The 15,189-nt window shown below is 67.3% G+C and carries 16 protein-coding genes; 15 read left to right on the forward strand and 1 reads right to left on the reverse strand.

Annotated elements, in window-relative coordinates; all coding sequences use genetic code 11:
* The first annotated feature begins 182 nt into the window (after positions 1–182).
* The 6 genes from QZ772_RS14590 to QZ772_RS14615 are packed head-to-tail and all read left to right on the forward strand — an operon-like array spanning position 183 to position 4,934.
* The gene (locus QZ772_RS14590; protein WP_295527576.1) at positions 183–962 is read left to right on the forward strand and encodes an amino acid ABC transporter ATP-binding protein; all 780 of its coding nucleotides are present in this window, start codon (positions 183–185) and stop codon (positions 960–962) included.
* A 32-nt stretch (positions 963–994) separates the two neighbouring features.
* Positions 995–1,927, forward strand: a complete 933-nt coding sequence (locus QZ772_RS14595) for an aminotransferase class IV (RefSeq protein WP_295527579.1) — start codon at positions 995–997, stop codon at positions 1,925–1,927.
* Positions 1,928–1,965: 38 nt separating this feature from the next.
* Positions 1,966–2,811: a transporter substrate-binding domain-containing protein gene (locus QZ772_RS14600; protein WP_295527582.1), complete on the forward strand. Its 846-nt coding sequence runs from the start codon at positions 1,966–1,968 to the stop codon at positions 2,809–2,811.
* A 26-nt stretch (positions 2,812–2,837) separates the two neighbouring features.
* The gene (locus QZ772_RS14605; RefSeq protein WP_295527585.1) at positions 2,838–3,527 is read left to right on the forward strand and encodes an amino acid ABC transporter permease; all 690 of its coding nucleotides are present in this window, start codon (positions 2,838–2,840) and stop codon (positions 3,525–3,527) included.
* A 5-nt stretch (positions 3,528–3,532) separates the two neighbouring features.
* Positions 3,533–4,198, forward strand: a complete 666-nt coding sequence (locus tag QZ772_RS14610) for an amino acid ABC transporter permease (protein ID WP_295527589.1) — start codon at positions 3,533–3,535, stop codon at positions 4,196–4,198.
* 55 nt (positions 4,199–4,253) lie between these two features.
* Positions 4,254–4,934 (forward strand): GntR family transcriptional regulator, encoded by a 681-nt coding sequence (locus QZ772_RS14615; RefSeq protein ID WP_295527592.1) that lies wholly within the window; start codon positions 4,254–4,256, stop codon positions 4,932–4,934.
* A 99-nt stretch (positions 4,935–5,033) separates the two neighbouring features.
* On the opposite strand, the gene QZ772_RS14620 is transcribed toward QZ772_RS14615, so the two are convergent.
* On the reverse strand, positions 5,034–5,696 hold the full coding sequence (locus QZ772_RS14620; protein WP_295527615.1) for a TetR/AcrR family transcriptional regulator: 663 nt from the start codon (positions 5,694–5,696) through the stop codon (positions 5,034–5,036).
* Positions 5,697–5,856: 160 nt separating this feature from the next.
* On the opposite strand from QZ772_RS14620, the gene QZ772_RS14625 reads away from it, so the two are divergent.
* The 9 genes from QZ772_RS14625 to QZ772_RS14665 form a co-directional block, all read left to right on the forward strand.
* Positions 5,857–7,053: an acyl-CoA dehydrogenase family protein gene (locus QZ772_RS14625; protein WP_295527595.1), complete on the forward strand. Its 1,197-nt coding sequence runs from the start codon at positions 5,857–5,859 to the stop codon at positions 7,051–7,053.
* Positions 7,050–8,159, forward strand: a complete 1,110-nt coding sequence (locus tag QZ772_RS14630) for an acyl-CoA dehydrogenase family protein (RefSeq protein ID WP_295527597.1) — start codon at positions 7,050–7,052, stop codon at positions 8,157–8,159. The genes QZ772_RS14625 and QZ772_RS14630 overlap by 4 nt, the downstream gene beginning before the upstream one ends.
* Complete coding sequence (locus QZ772_RS14635; RefSeq protein WP_295527600.1) at positions 8,160–8,954, forward strand: enoyl-CoA hydratase-related protein; 795 nt, start codon at positions 8,160–8,162, stop codon at positions 8,952–8,954.
* Positions 8,955–9,011: 57 nt separating this feature from the next.
* Positions 9,012–10,265, forward strand: coding sequence for an ABC transporter substrate-binding protein (locus QZ772_RS14640; RefSeq protein WP_295527602.1), 1,254 nt, complete (start codon positions 9,012–9,014; stop codon positions 10,263–10,265).
* Positions 10,266–10,278: 13 nt separating this feature from the next.
* Positions 10,279–11,166, forward strand: coding sequence for a branched-chain amino acid ABC transporter permease (locus tag QZ772_RS14645; RefSeq protein ID WP_294372119.1), 888 nt, complete (start codon positions 10,279–10,281; stop codon positions 11,164–11,166).
* A complete protein-coding gene (locus QZ772_RS14650) occupies positions 11,163–12,188 on the forward strand; it encodes a branched-chain amino acid ABC transporter permease (RefSeq protein ID WP_295527604.1) in 1,026 nt (341 codons plus the stop codon). The genes QZ772_RS14645 and QZ772_RS14650 overlap by 4 nt, the downstream gene beginning before the upstream one ends.
* Positions 12,185–13,018 carry an ABC transporter ATP-binding protein gene (locus QZ772_RS14655; RefSeq protein WP_295527607.1) on the forward strand — a complete coding sequence of 278 codons (834 nt, stop codon included), beginning with the start codon at positions 12,185–12,187 and terminating at the stop codon, positions 13,016–13,018. Before QZ772_RS14650 ends, QZ772_RS14655 begins: the two co-directional genes overlap by 4 nt.
* Positions 13,011–13,715 carry an ABC transporter ATP-binding protein gene (locus tag QZ772_RS14660; protein ID WP_295527610.1) on the forward strand — a complete coding sequence of 235 codons (705 nt, stop codon included), beginning with the start codon at positions 13,011–13,013 and terminating at the stop codon, positions 13,713–13,715. Before QZ772_RS14655 ends, QZ772_RS14660 begins: the two co-directional genes overlap by 8 nt.
* A 25-nt stretch (positions 13,716–13,740) precedes the next feature.
* A partial coding sequence (locus QZ772_RS14665) for an AMP-binding protein (protein WP_295527613.1) occupies positions 13,741–15,189 on the forward strand: 1,449 nt, incomplete at its 3' end.

Genomic DNA, 15,189 nt, shown 5'->3' on the forward strand with positions numbered 1-15,189 from the left:
GCAGAAGTAATCCGCAGCGTCTGATCTCGAGGGCCCGCGGCGTGGAAGCGCCGCGGGCCTTTTCGCGTGGGCACCCAGTGAGCTGGCACGGATGCTGCAAGGGAAACCAGACTGTCGATTGTTGGACAATCTAACAAAATTGGTCGTTTCCCGCCAGACGTCGATTCACCCTCCCGCCCTCCATGACCCAGCCCATCCTGCGCATCAGCGGCCTCCACAAGCGCTTCGGCGACCACCACGTGCTGCAGGGCATCGACTTCGACGTGCAGCCCGGCGACCGCGTGGCCATCCTTGGCTCCAGCGGCTCGGGCAAGAGCACCTTCCTGCGCTGTCTCAACTTCATGGAGACGCCGAGCGCCGGGCGGATCGAACTCAGGGGCCAGCCCGTCGGCCGTCCTGATGCACGGGGCGGCGATGCGATGCGCTACACCCAGGCCGAACTGGCACAGGTGCGCCGGCAGGTCGGCATGGTGTTCCAGCAGTTCAACCTGTTCCCGCACATGACGGTGCTGGGCAATGTGATGGAAGGCCCCGTCACGGTGCGCGGCATGGCCGCCGCGGCCGCCCGGGAGATCGCCCTGCGCGAACTCGACAAGGTGGGCTTGGCCCACAAGGCGGACGCCTATCCCGGCCACCTGTCGGGCGGCCAGCAGCAGCGCGTGGCCATTGCCCGCGCGCTGGCGATGGAGCCCGAGGTGCTGCTCTTCGACGAGCCAACTTCTTCGCTGGACCCCGAGCTCGTGGGCGAGGTGCTCAACGTCATCCGCGATCTTGCGGAGGAAGGGCGGACCATGCTGCTGGTCACGCACGAGCTGGGCTTCGCCTACCACTACGCCAACAAGGTGCTCTTCCTGGCCGATGGCCAGATCTACGAAGCCGGCACGCCCGACGAGGTGCTCAAGCACCCGCGCAAGGAGCGCACGCAGCGCTTCCTCGAACGATTCACGGCCTTCAGCTTCTGAGCAGTCCCCCCACCCCGCGCCCTCTTTCCTCCATGCAGCTTTCCAGCCCCGCCTCCGCCACCAGCTCCCAGGCCTACCGGGCCGACGACCGCAACGAGCAGGTACTCGTCTACCTCAACGGCGACTTCGTGCCCCGCAGCGAGGCCAAGGTGTCGATCTTCGATGCCGGCTACGTCTGCGGCGACGGCGTGTGGGAAGGCGTGCGGCTGGTCAACGGCCGGGTGATCTCCTTCGATGCCCACGTCGACCGCCTGTTCGAAGGGGCCAATGCGATCGCCATGGACATCGGCCTCACCAAGCAGCAGGTCAAGGGCGTGATCCTGCGCACCTTCGAGGTGAACGGCATGCACGATGGCGCGCATGCACGCCTCATGGTGACGCGCGGCCTCAAGAAGACGCCCAACCAGGACCCGCGCTTCATCATCGGCGGCGCCACCGTGGTCTGCGTGGCCGAGCACAAGGTGGTCGACGCTGCGGCCAAGAAGCGCGGCCTGGCGCTGCACACCAGCACCATCCGCTGCAGCACGCCCGACGTGTTCGACCTGCGGCTCAATTCGCACAGCCGGCTCAACTTCATCCAGGCGCTGATCCAGGCCATCCACATTGGCGCCGACGAGGCGCTGATGCTGGACACGAACGGCTTCGTCTCCAGCTGCAACTCGACCAACTTCTTCATCGTGCGCGGCGGCGCGCTGTGGACCTCGTCCGGGCGCTACTGCTTCAACGGCATCACGCGCGCCACGGTGCTGCGCCTGGCGCGCGAGAACGGCATCCCCGTGCACGAGGGCGACTACACGCTGGCGGAGGTCTATGCCGCCGACGAGGCCTTCGTCACCGGCACGCTGGGCGGCCTGACGCCCGTGGCCGCCATCGACGGGCGGCGCCTGCCGACCGAAGGCTACGGCCCGCTCACGCAGCGCCTGGCCGACCTGTACCAGGCCTACATCACGGCGCCGGCCGCCTGATTTCTCTTTTCTCCCTGTCCACTTTGTAGGAGCGACGAATGAACATCCTGTCCCGCTTTGCCGCCGCCCGCCGCAGCCTGCTGTTCGGCCTGGTCGGTTTGGGCCTGCTGGCCGGCGTGCCGGCCCAGGCCCAGACGCTGGAGAAGGTCAAGAAATCCGGTGAGCTGCGCATCGGCGTGGCGCCCGGCGACCCGTGGTACTACCGCGACCCCGCCACCGGCCAGTGGACCGGCGTGGGCGTGCTGATGGGCGAGCAGATCGCCAAGAACATCGGCGTGAAGATGGTGCCGGTCGAGACCACCTGGGCCAACAGCGTGGCCGGCCTGCAGTCCGGTCAGTTCGATGTGATGTTCGTGCTCGACGCCACCGAGGAGCGCAAGCGCGCCATCGACTTCCCGGCCGCGCCGATGCTCTGGTATGCCCAGGGCGTGCTGGCCAAGGACGGCCTGACGGTCAAGAACTGGAGCGACCTCGACAAGCCCACGGTGCGTGTGGGCGTGGCCCTGGGCACCGCCACCGACCGCGACCTCACCAAGCGCCTGCCCAACGCCAAGATCGAGCGCTTCACCAACACCGACGAGACCGTGGCCGCCTTCAATGCCGGCCGCGTGGACGCCATCGGCTTCTACCACTCGGTGCTGACCATCGCGTACTCCAAGATCAAGAAGGGCAGCGTGCAGATCCCGCAGCCGGTGGTCGCCATCGCCACCAGCGCCGGCGTGCGCAAGGAGCAGGACCCGGCCTTCCGCGACATGCTGGACGAGCAGTTCAAGAAGCTCTATGCGTCTGGCCAGACGCAGGCGCTGTATGCGCAGTACCTGAAGACCAAGGGGCTGGATCCGGACAAGATGCCGGGCGTGACCAAAGAGTCTCTGGAGAAGTAAGCGCCGGCGCGGCAGGGCTCCTTCAGATGAACTACGACTGGGACTTCGGCGCGGTCTGGGAATACCGCCAGATGCTGCTGACGGGCGTGCTCGGCACCTTCCGCATCGCGGCGGTGGCCATTGCCATGGGCGTGCTCATCGGCGCCGTGCTGGCCACGATGCGCCTGACGAAGACGCGCTGGCTGCAGTGGCCGGCCCTGTGGTTCACCGAGTTCTACCGCAATACGCCGCCGCTGGTGCACTTCTTCTGGGCCTTCTATGCGCTGCCCGTGGTGCTGGGCGTGAGCCTGGACCCGTACGTGGCGGCCATCATCGCCCTCTCCACCCAGTCGGGCGCCTTCTATGCCGAGGTGTTCCGCGGCGGCGTGGTCAGCATCGACCGCGGTCAGTGGGAAGGCGCCCGCGCGCTGGGAATGCGCCCGCCCGAGGTGCTGCGGCGCGTGGTGTTGCCGCAGGCGCTGCAGCGCATGCTGCCGCCCTTCATGGAACGCTCCTTCGAGCTCATCAAGACCACCGCGCTGGCCTCGACGCTGGCCTACTCCGACCTGCTCTACCAGGCCATGCAGGTCAACAGCATCACCTTCCGCCCGCTGGAGGTCTACACCGTGGTGGCGGCCATCTTCTTCGTCACGCTGCTGGTGCTGAGCCTGCTGGCGCACCTGCTGGAGGCGCGCCTGACGCGCTCCGTGCGGCCCCTTTCTGCCAGCGCAAGGTGACCGGAATGGACTTCTCCTGGGACTTCACCCCGGTGCTGCAGAACTGGCCCGTGCTGCTCAAGGGCGTGGGCATGACGGCGCTGCTGTGGGTCATCGCCTTTCCGCTGTCGATGGTGCTGGGCCTGCTGCTGTCGCTGGCCACCGGATCGGGCCGGCGCGTGCCGGTGCTGCTGGGTCGCAGCTGGGTCGAGCTGTTTCGCAACACGCCGGTGATGGTGCAGCTGATCTGGTTCTTCTATGCCTTCCCCATCCTCACGGGCATGCAGCTCACGCCGCTGGTGGCGGCGCTGTGCGGTCTGGTGCTCAATGCCTCGGCCTACTGCTCCGAGATCTTCCGCGGCGGCATCGCCTCGCTGCCGGTGGGCCAGTGGGAAGGCGCCCGCGCCCTGGGCATGACGCGCACCCAGCTGATGCGCCGGGTCATCGTGCCGCAGGTGCTGGCGCGCATGCTGCCAGCCTTCACCAACCGCGGCATCGAGCTGGCCAAGAACACTTCCATCGCGTCGGTGATCGCGGTGCAGGAGCTGATGTACCAGGGCCGTGCGCTGTCGGCCGCCTTCTACCGGCCGCTGGAGATCCTCACGGCCGTGGGCCTGATCTACTTCGTGCTGATCTACCCGGGCTCGTACCTGGCGTCGCGGCTGGAGAAGCGCTTCGCGCTGCGGGCCTGAAGCTCTTCCGCCGCGCTAGCCGCATCAGTCCCTGGCCGAGAATCGCGCCCACACCATGAGCAGCATCCCCCGCTTCGAGCCCCTGCCCACACTCACCCGCCGCGATCAGGTGGCCGAGACGCTGCGCCGCGCCATCCTCTCGGGTCGCATCGCGCCGGGCACGCAGCTGGTCGAAAGCCGTCTGGCCGGCGACCTGGCCGTGAGCCGTGGGCTGCTGCGCGAGGCCATCCGCGAGCTGATCGAAAGCGGCCTGGCCACCAACCGGCCCTATGCCGGCACCTTCGTCACCGAGGTCAACGCCGCCGTGCTGCGCGACGTGTACGAGATGCGCCGCGTGATGGAAACCCAGGCCTACCGCCGCGTCTGGCCGCTGCGTGACGCCGCCTTCCGCGATGAGTTGCAGGCCCGCTTCGACCACATGATCGCAGCCGTGCGCAGCGACGACCTGTCGGAGGAAATCCGGGCCGAGGCGCATTTCCACGGCCTGGTCTACGAGCGCTGCGGCAACCACCTGATGCCGGCCTTCTGGCAGCAGATGACGCAGAAGATCCAGCTGGGCTTCGCCATCTGCCAGATCGCGCATGCGCCCAAGGTGGACTTCGAGGCCAATCACCGGCGCTTCCTCGACTGCGCGCTGGGCGACAGCCTGGACGACATGGTGAGCGAGCTGAACGTGCACCTGGACCGCGGGCTGGCGACGATCCAGTTCGAAGCGGGCGCGGCCGCAGCCGCCTGAGCCATGACGAAGGCCGCTGCGGCCAGCTCCTGAGGGCAGACGTCCGACCGCCACTTTGGGCGGCGTCTGCGGCCTGGTGTCAAGTCGCTGAGCAAGCGCTCATGGCGCTCCCCCCGGAAGCCCTCCACCCATCAGGCCTCCCTTGAGGAAACGGAGGTAGGTCTTCATCACCGCGTCTGGTATGCCGGAAGACTGTGTCCGCCGATGGAGGTGGTAGAGGTACAGGTAGTCCCGCGCTGCAATGAGCAGGTAGGCCAGCGTGGCGAGTTCATCTTCACCGTAGTTGATGATTTCCCCATCTCGCTTCGCCCGCTTGAGAAACTTCACGTAGCGACGCACAACCTCTTCGTGGTGACGGGACCAGGCCTTGGGCGCCTCCACTTCCGCTTCGTTGAGCACGCGCCAGAACCACGGGTTTTCCGAAAGGTATTCGAAGACTGCGCGGGCGCCTACCTCCTCCACCTCGAAGAAGCCCTTTGCGCCGTGCGCACGCTGGCGCACGAGTTCGAGCATCTGGACGCCGAAGTACGGCAGGAGCTCGTCGAAGAGCGCCTGCCGGGATTCGAAGTAGAGGTAGAAGGTGCCTTGGGCAATGCCTGCCTCTGCCGTGATGCGCTGGACTGAAGCATCGCGGTAGCCGAACTCGCCCACCACCCTGGCGGCAGAGACCATCAGGCGATCACGGGTGCGCGCTGCCTTCTCCTCGCGGCTGAGTCGCACAGCGGCTGATTTTTTTCTCGCGGTGCGAGGGATGCCTGTCACGGCGGCCAATACGCGTCCTTTCTGGCTTCGCTCGACGGCGAACAGCCTCTGTTCCAGTCTACTGAAGCGGCCCGGCGTGCCGAGCCGCAGCGTTTTCCCTAGTGGTCAACGCATCGGATCGAACGAAACTGAATTATGACTCATCGTTCATTTTGTTTGTATGATGCTGAACAGCCCTGCCTTTGAAGCCGAACAACGCTTTCGTCAGGAAGTGCGCGACTACTGCGAGAACGAGCTGCCGCGCAACGTTCGCGACAAGGTGCAGGCGAACCTCTTTCTGACCAAGGAAGACAACCTCGCCTTCCTTCGTTCGTTGGCACCCCGCGGATGGGTGGCCGGCCACTGGCCGCGGGAACACGGCGGCGCGGCATGGACGCCGCTTCAACGCTTCGTGTTCGAGGAGGAGAGCATGCGCTGCGGCGCGCCGTGGCTGATTCCGTTCGGCGTGAACTACGTCGGGCCGGTGATCTACACCTTCGGCTCCGAGGCGCAGAAGCGACGCTTCCTGCCGCCCATCCTGTCGTCGCAGGAGTGGTGGGCGCAAGGCTATTCCGAGCCCGGTGCCGGCTCGGACCTCGCCGGCCTCAAGACGCGGGCTGTGCGGCGCGGCGACCGCTACGTCGTCAGTGGCCAGAAGATCTGGACCAGCTATGTGCAATGGGCCGACTGGATGTTCTGCCTGGTGCGCACCAGTGACGAAGGCCGGCCCCAGCAGGGCATCTCGTTCCTGCTCATCGACATGCGCAGCCCCGGCGTGCAGGTGCGTCCGATCCGCACCATGGACGGCTGCCATCATGTCAATGAAGTTTTCCTCGATGAGGTCGAGGTGCCCGTGGAGATGCTCGTGGGCGTGGAGGGCAAGGGTTGGAGCTACGCCAAGTTCCTGCTGTCCAACGAGCGCATCCTCTCGGCCGAGACGGGCCGCGCCACGCGCCAGCTGCAGCACCTTCGTGCGTTGATGGCCGAGGCGCCCAGCGATGCGGTGCGCAATCTCCCCGTCTTCGAGCGGCGGCTGGCCGAGCTGGAACTGCGCCTGCATGCGCTGCGCGCCTTCTGCCTGGCCTACGCCCGCACCATGGACCCGGCGGCACCACCCGGGGTCGAAGCATCGATCATGAAGATCCGCGGCACCGAGCTGCAGCAGGCCATTGCCGAGGCCACGCTGGATTGGTTGGGCGCTGCAGCCGTGGTCTACGACCCCCTTTTCGTGAACGCCGACACCCTCGCGTCCCCCGTGGGGCCTGCCACGACGCCCGGTGCAGTGCGCGAGTATCTGCATGGCCGCGCGTCGACCATCTACGGCGGCTCCAACGAGATCCAACGCAACATCATCAGCAAAGCGGAGCTCGGCCTGTGAACCTGACGACCTGGATGGACGACACCGATCAGGCCCTCGAATCGGCTGCGCGCCGGTGGGTTGCACAGCGCCATCGTTTCGAGGACCGGCAGCACCTCGCGCCCGACAGGCGTCGCCATGATCCGGCAATTTGGCGCTCTCTTGCCGAGCTGGGTTGGTTCGCGGTCGCGACCTCCGAGGCCCACGGCGGCTTCGGCCTGCGCCCCTCGTCCATCGCCCTGCTCTGCCAGATCGCGGGAAGCGCATTGCTCACGGAGCCGCTGCTGAGCAGCGGCGTACTCGCACCGCAGCTGATCGAAGCGCTGGGCGACGCCACGCAAAGGTCGAAGTGGCTGCCCGACATGCAGCAAGGCACCCGCATTGTGGTTGCCCTGGTCCCACCCGATCAGGACGTGGGGCCGGGCGTCACGCTCACCGCAGACGGTCGACTGCAGGGCCGCCTCGAGGTGGCGGTGGACGCGGACATCGCCGATGCCCTGCTGATTCCCGCAGATGGCCGACTCTGGTACCTGCCGGTCTCCGCCAGCGGCGTGCAACGCCAGCCGTATCCGCTGCTCGACGGACGTGGGGCCGCCACGGTGCATCTGGCCGCGGCGATTGCCGAGCCTCTGGCCGACCCCGAGGGTCGCATTGCCGACGCCATGGCCCAGGCCCGCGCACTGGCGGCCGTCGCGGTAGCGTCGGATTCGCTCGGCCTGATGCAGTCGGCCTTCGATCAGACGCTGGAACATCTGAAGACGCGGCGGCAGTTCGGCATGCCCATCGGCAGCAACCAGGCCCTTCAGCACCGCGCGGTGGATGCATACATCCGGATCGCCGAAAGTCGTGCAGTCATCGACGAAGCGGTTGCCGCCTTGTGCGGCAACGCCCCACCCGTCGAGGCGGCGCGTGCCGTGCATGCTGCCAAGGCGCTGGCCTGCGAGAACGCCCGCAAGCTGACGCAGGAAGCGGTACAGATGCACGGCGGCATCGGCATCACCGAGGAACACGCGGCCAGCCACTACCTGCGCCGCGCCCGCGTCAACGCGCAATGGCACGGCGCCGAGGATCTGCACATGGCTGCGTTCGTCCGCGCTGGCGGCGCGCCCACTTCACAGGAGATCTGAATGGACTTTTCCAGCTACACCTGCATCGAGTTCGAGCGCCAGGGTCGCGTGCTGACCATTGCGCTCAACCGGCCCGAGCAGCGCAATGCGGTCAATGCGCGGCTGCACTACGAGCTGTCCCGCGTCTTCACCGACGCGCAACGAGACGAAGGCAGCGATGTTGTCGTCCTCACCGGCCGAGGCCGTGCCTTCTGTGCCGGTGGTGACATCGACTGGATGCAGCAGTCCATCGATGAGCCCGCCGAGTTCGAGCGCACCGCCCGAGAGGCAAAAGACATCGTCTATTCGCAGCTCGACCTGGAGAAGCCGCTGATCTGCAAGCTCAACGGGCACGCGACCGGCCTGGGCGCCAGCCTTGCATTGCTGAGTGACGTGATCATCGCCTCCGACGAGGCCTGCATCGGCGATCCGCATGTGAGCGTGGGCCTGGTCGCAGGCGATGGCGGCGCGTTGATCTGGCCGCAACTGGTGGGTTATGCCAAAGCCAAGCGCTATCTGCTGACCGGCGAGCTGCTGAGTGCCAAAGAGGCAGAGCGGATCGGTCTGCTTACCGAGGTGGTGCCGCTCGCACAGCTCGACGGCACCGTCGACGCCTTGGCGTCCCAGCTGGCATCGGGCGCCACCAAGGCCATCCGCTGGAGCAAGATCACCGCCAACCTGCCGTTGCGCCAGTTGTTCCACAGCTACTTTGATGCCGGCGTGGCGTACGAATGCATGTCCAACCTCACCCAGGACCATGCCGAGGCCGTGCGCGCCTTCCGCGAGAAGCGCAAGCCCGTCTTCAGCGGGCGCTGAGCCTGCCTTTGTCGCCCCGACCTTCCACCGCCACCAAGAGCAATCCGGAGACACACCATGACATCCCTGCATCGCCGCACCCTCTTCAAGCAGGCCGCCGCCGCGGCGACCGTCGCCAGCATGCCGGCCTGGGTCCGTGCCCAGTCCGGGCCGCTGCGCATCGGGCTCATCACGCCGCTGAGCGGCCCACAGGAGTTCATCGGCTCCTACGTGAAGAACGGCGCCGAGATCGCGGTGGAGCAGATCAACAAGGCGGGGGGAATCCTGGGCCGTCAGGTGGCCCTGGAACTGCGCGACGACAAGGCCAATCCGGCTGCTGCGCTCGCGGCGGCACGCGAGCTGCTCGGCGCCGGCATCAACCTGCACACCGGCGGCATCTCCAGCGCCGTGGTGCTGGCGCTGGCGCCGGTGATGCAGCAGGAGAAGGGCGTCTTCATGACCTGCGGCGCGGGTACCGAGAAGATGAACCACGAGAACTACTCGCCCAACGTGTTCCGCCCCGGCGACGCGCCCGATGCACGCACCCGGGCACAGGCCAAGCTGATGGCACAGAAGTACCCTCAGATCACGCGATGGACGGGCCTGGTGCCCGACCACGAATATGGTCGCACCACCTGGAGCATCTTCGTCGACGCGTTGCTGGAGTTCTATCCGGCACTCACCGGCAAGAAGCCCGAGATCATCGATCCGGTGCTCATGCCCTATGGGGTTTCCGACTACCGCAACTCGATCACCCAGGCACTGCGCCAACCGGCGGATGGTGTCTTCAACTGCACCTATGGCGGCGATGCGATCACCATGTTCCAGCAGGCCCGCGGCTTCGGCCTGATGAGTCGCTACAAGGTCATCTGCGATGCTGCCAACGAGTTCCTCGTCGCGCGCGGACTCAAGCAGCAGCTGCCGCCGCAATGGACGGGCATGCACTACTACGCTGCTGCCAACAAGGGCAACCCGATCAGCGACCGCTTCGTGGCCGACTACACGGCACGCACCAAGGACCCCGAACCCCTGGGCTGGGCCGCAGAAGCGCATGCCAGCCTCTACGCCCTGCAGAAGGCCATCGAGAAGGGCAAATCGACGGACACGGATGCTGTCATCGCCAACCTCAAGGGCCTGACCTGGGACACCGTGACGGGGCCGCGCACCATGCGCGCCGAGGACAACCAGGCCATCAAGGATGTCGAGCTCGTCTACCTCGAGCCGGCCGATGATGCGAAGGGCTACAAGGTCGCGCAGTATGTCAAGGTGGACGGGAAGTCGGTCCTGTTCCCGCCGACCCCGGGCAAGAAGCTGCAGTTGCGCACGGCCTGAGGACGGTCCCGTCATGGCGCTGTCGGACATTGCCACGCTGCTTGTGAACAGCCTGACCTGGGCCATGGCGACTTTCCTTGTCGCTGCCGGCCTCACGCTGGTGTTCGGAACGCTGCACATCCTCAACTTCTCCCACGGTGGCTTCTTCATGATCGGCGCCTATGCGGCGTACTCTCTGACGCAGGCGCTTGGCGGCGCGGGCTCCATCGCCTTCTACCTGTTCGCGTCGCTGGTAGCCGGGGTAGCCGTGGCGCTGCTGGGCCTGGTGGTCGACCGCCTCGTGTTGCGGCGGCTGTCTGGCGTCGACGACGCCTATGTGCTGATCGCCACCTATGCCCTTCTGCTGGTGTGCGAAGGGTCCACCAAGCTGCTGTGGGGCCTCAACTATCACAGTGTGATGCCGCCTGCGGTACTGGACGGCGCCTGGTTGCTCGGCGACGCCGTGCTTCCGCGCCTGTCGCTCTTCATCATCGTGTGCGGTGTCGTGGTGTACCTGGGGCTGGAGGGCTTTCTCAACCGGACGGCGCCTGGCCGGCTCGTCAAGGCGATCGCGGCCGATGCCTGGATGGCCCGTTTGCTGGGCATCCGGGTGCGCTGGGTGTACACCGGCGCGGTGGCGCTGGGGTTTGCGCTGGCCGGACTGGCCGGCGGGCTGCTGTTGTCGAACCAGACCTTGTCGCCGACGCTGGCCAGCGCCTTCGTGATCCAGGCCTTCGGCGTCATCATCATCGGCGGCATGGGCAGCATCAGTGGCGCATTCGTGGGGTCGCTGTTGCTCGGGCTGATCGACGCGGTGGGGCAGTGGGTGCTGCCCGGTCTGCCCGGTCTGCCCTTCTTCCTGGCCATGACGCTGATATTGCTGCTTCGCCCACAGGGCCTCATGGGAAAGGCCCGCGCATGAACGCCGCTTCCGCGCCCGTCAAGCGGGGCGTCGCCATCTCCCGGCGCGACTGGATGGTCCTGGCTCTTCTGGTGCTGGCGTCGCTGCTGGTGCCCGCCGGGCTGAACCGCGGGCTGGTCTTCATCGCCGGCATGATCTGGATCAACGCGGTCTTCGGCCTCGCCTTCAACCTCCTGTTCGGCCTGTCGGGTGTGCTCAGCTTCGGCCAGGCGATGTTCTTCGCAGCCGGCGCCTACCTCTGCGCGCTGCTGCTGCAGTCGCAGGCCGTGCCCTTCGTGCTGATGGTGCCGCTGGCCGGGCTGCTGGGTGCGGCTCTGGCCACGGCAGTCGGCATGGTGGCGCTGCGGCGTAGCGAAGGCGTGTACTTCGCCATCCTCACATTGGCCTTCGCCGAGCTGGTGCATCTGCTGATCGCCAACACTTCGGTGCTGGGCCGGAACGACGGGTTGGCCGGCCTGGCGCGTCCACGTCTGGGCGGAGCGACCTGGGGCCTCGATCTGGCGCAGGGTGACCGCTTCTACTTTGCCATCGTCGTCACATGCGCACTGCTCATTGCGTTCGTGCGCTGGCTGCAGGGAACCCCCTTTGCGCGGGCCCTGCAGGCGCTCAAGCAGGACCCGGACCGCGCGGAATTCCTGGGCATCCCGGTCAAACGGCATCGGCTGGCAATCTTCGCCATCGCGGGGGGTGTCACGGCTGCTGCCGGTGCGCTGGTGGCGCCTTGGGCCCAGATCGTGACGCCGGAATTGGCGCATTGGTCCAACTCCACCAACCCCATCCTCTACACGCTTCTGGGTGGTAGCGCGTATTTCTGGGGTCCGGTACTGGGCGCCATCGTTCTGTCGTGCGTGTTCTACGCCACCCGCACACTGGTTGGGCTCTCCGACATGGTCACCGGCCTGCTGCTGCTCGGGGTGGTGTTGTCCTTGCCCGGTGGCATTTTGGGTCTGGTGGATCGGCTGCGCCGCCCGGCGCCGGAAGCGCTCACCCGCCCCGCGACTCGTCGGGAGGCCATGCGATGAGCAACCCCAGTGGCGCTCGGCAGAGCACACCGCCCCCAGGCGACGCTGAAGGCCGCTTCGCGCCCGCCCGCCTGGAAGCCCTGGGCCTGATCAAGGCGTATGGACGCATCCCCGTCCTGAGCGACGTGAGCCTGACGGTCGAGCCGGGCGAATCGCACGTGGTCATCGGCCCCAACGGTGCAGGAAAGACCACGCTGTTCAAGGTCCTCACGGGCGAACTCGTGGCCGACCGGGGGCAGGTGCGTTTTGCGGGCGAGGATCTGGGCCGGATGCCCGCCCATGCGCGGGTGCACCGCGGCTTCGGCCGAACCTTCCAGGTGGCCAAGGTCTTCACCGGTCTGTCCGTGCGCGACAACCTGCGCGTCGCTCTGGAGGCGCGGGAGCGCCGGGCCCGGCCGTGGCGCGGCATCTCGCGCGCGACAGCGCGGGGCTTCGAGGAGGCGATGCCGCAACTGCTGGCCGACACCGGCTTTGCCGGTCGGCCTGACGTGTCAGCGGGCAGCCTTCCGTATGGCGACCGCAAACGGCTCGAACTGGCAATGGTGCTGGCCCTGCAGCCGACCATCCTGTTTCTTGACGAGCCCACGGCCGGCATGTCGGCTGCAGAGAGGCAGGCCACGGTGACGTTGCTCAATGCCGTGCGGCAGCGCCATCGGTTGTCGATGCTGCTGACCGAGCACGACATGGACGTCGTCTTCGGCCTGGCTGACCGCATCTCCGTACTGCACCATGGTGAGCTCATCGCTTCGGGCACACCCGCGCAGATCCGCGCCGACGCCCGGGTGCAGGAGGTCTATCTGGGCGCCGAGGAGGACATGGCACATGCTTGAGATCCGAGGCCTGCAGGCTTCCTACGGCGACAGCCAGGCGCTGTTCGGCATCGACCTGCGTGTGCCCGCCGGTGCCGGCGTGGCCCTGCTCGGGCGCAATGGCGCGGGCAAGTCGACGCTCATGAAGTCCGTGCTGGACGCGGGCCCGCGCACGCAAGGAGAGTTGCGCTTCAACGGCGTGGCCCTGCAGGGGCAGTCCACCGAGGCGCGCGCGCGGATGGGCCTGGCGCTGGTGCCGGAGGACCGTCGGCTCTTCGCGACTCTGACCGTCCGCCAGAACCTGGAGCTGGCCTGGTATGCCGCACCCCGTGACCGACCCCGCATGACCGTGGACACGGTAGTAAAGCTGTTTCCCCTGCTGGCTCCGCTGCTGGAGCGGCTGGGCGATCAACTCTCTGGCGGCCAACAGCAACTCGTGGCCGTCGCGCGGGGCCTGATGGCATCGCCGGCCCTGCTGATGCTCGACGAACCGGCAGAAGGCTTGGCGCCCAAGGTGGCCAACGACCTTGCGCGCGAGGTGCGCGCCGCACGGACGGCGCTGGGCCTGACGGTGCTGGTGGCCGAGCAGAGCATCGCCTATGCGCGGCAGTGCACCGAATACGTGTACCTGCTGGACAGCGGCCAGATCGTCTTCGCCGGCGACTGGGCCGCGTTCGATGCCGACCCGCAACTCAAGATGCGCTATCTGGCCGTGTGAAGCGGCCGCCTGAGGAGATCCGAGGATGAAGACCGACGTGAGCGGCTGGCAGTTGCAGTGGGACGCGGCCCGCGCCCGAGCGTGGTGGGCCGACGGCCGATGGCCTCGCCGCACCGTGGCCGCGGCGCTGCGCGACATGGCCGAGCGCGAGCCGGACCGGGTCACGCAGGTCTGCGGTGGCACGCCGGTGAGCGCCGGCGCAGTGTGGTCGCAGGCCCGCGCGCTGGCGTCGTACCTGCAGGCGTCCGGCTTCCGCCCAGGCGATGTGCTGGCCTTTCAGACCCCCAACTGGCACGAAGCGGCTGTCATCGATGTCGCTGCCTGCCTGCTGGGCGTGGTCGTGTGCCCGATCGTGACCATCTATCGCGACAAGGAGGTCGAGCTGATCCTTGCGGACAGCCGTGCCAAGGGCATCTTCATCGCGCCCGAGTTCCGCGGCTGGGACCATGCGGCCATGCTGGAGCGCTTGCGGCCCCATCTGCCCGACTTGGCCCATGTGTGGACCGTGCGTGGTCCGCACGGCTCCGGTCGCGATCTGCGTGAGCTGATCGCCGATGCCCCGCCGCCTGCGCCGCTGCCGGCCGTGTCCACCGACGCGGTCAAGCTGGTGCTCTATACATCCGGCACCACCGGGCGACCGAAGGCGGTGCTGCACACGCACGACACGCTGATCCGCGCCACGCTGATGTGCGCCCGGCACTGGGGCCTGAAGCCGGGCGACACGACGCTCATGCCGTCGCCATTGACCCATGTCACGGGCTTCAGCCATGGCATCGAGATGCCCTTCTACGTCGGCACACGCTGCGTGCTGATGGAGCGGTGGGACGCGGTCCGCGCCGCGGACATCATCGAGCAAGAGGGCGTGTGCTTCACCATCGGCGCCACGCCGTTCCTGCAGGAGCTGATGGATGTGGCCGAACGCGAGCGACGCCGTTTGCCATCGCTGCGCCTGTTTCCCTGTGGCGGCGCCGCGGTTGCGCCGGAAGTCATCCATCGCGTGGCGCGCGTCCTCCCGGGGTGTACCGCCTTTCGCGTCTACGGCTCCAGCGAGGCGCCCATGATCACCCTGGGCTTCAGCCGTCCCGACCAGGCGCGCCTGGCAGCAGAGACCGACGGCGAGGTGGTGGACTACGAGGTGCGGGTGCTCGACCCTGCCGGGCATCCGCTGCCGCCGGGCAGCGAGGGTGAGATCTGCGCGCGAGGCCCTTCGCTCTTCGTCGGCTATGCCGACCCGCAGCAGACCCGCGATGCCTTCGATGAAGACGGCTTCTTCCACACTGGCGACGTCGGCTATCTCACGCCCGACAACGCGGTGGTCTTCACGGGTCGGATCAAGGATCTGATCAACCGCGGTGGCGAGAAGATCAGCGCCAAGGAGGTGGAGGATCTGCTGCACCAGCATCCTTCGGTGACGGGCGCCGCAGTGGTCGCCATGCCCCATGCCCGGCTGGGAGAGACCGTGTGCGCCTTCCTG

It is taken from the genome of uncultured Pseudacidovorax sp. (assembly GCF_913773995.1).
Taxonomy (GTDB): Bacteria; Pseudomonadota; Gammaproteobacteria; order Burkholderiales; family Burkholderiaceae_C; genus Xenophilus.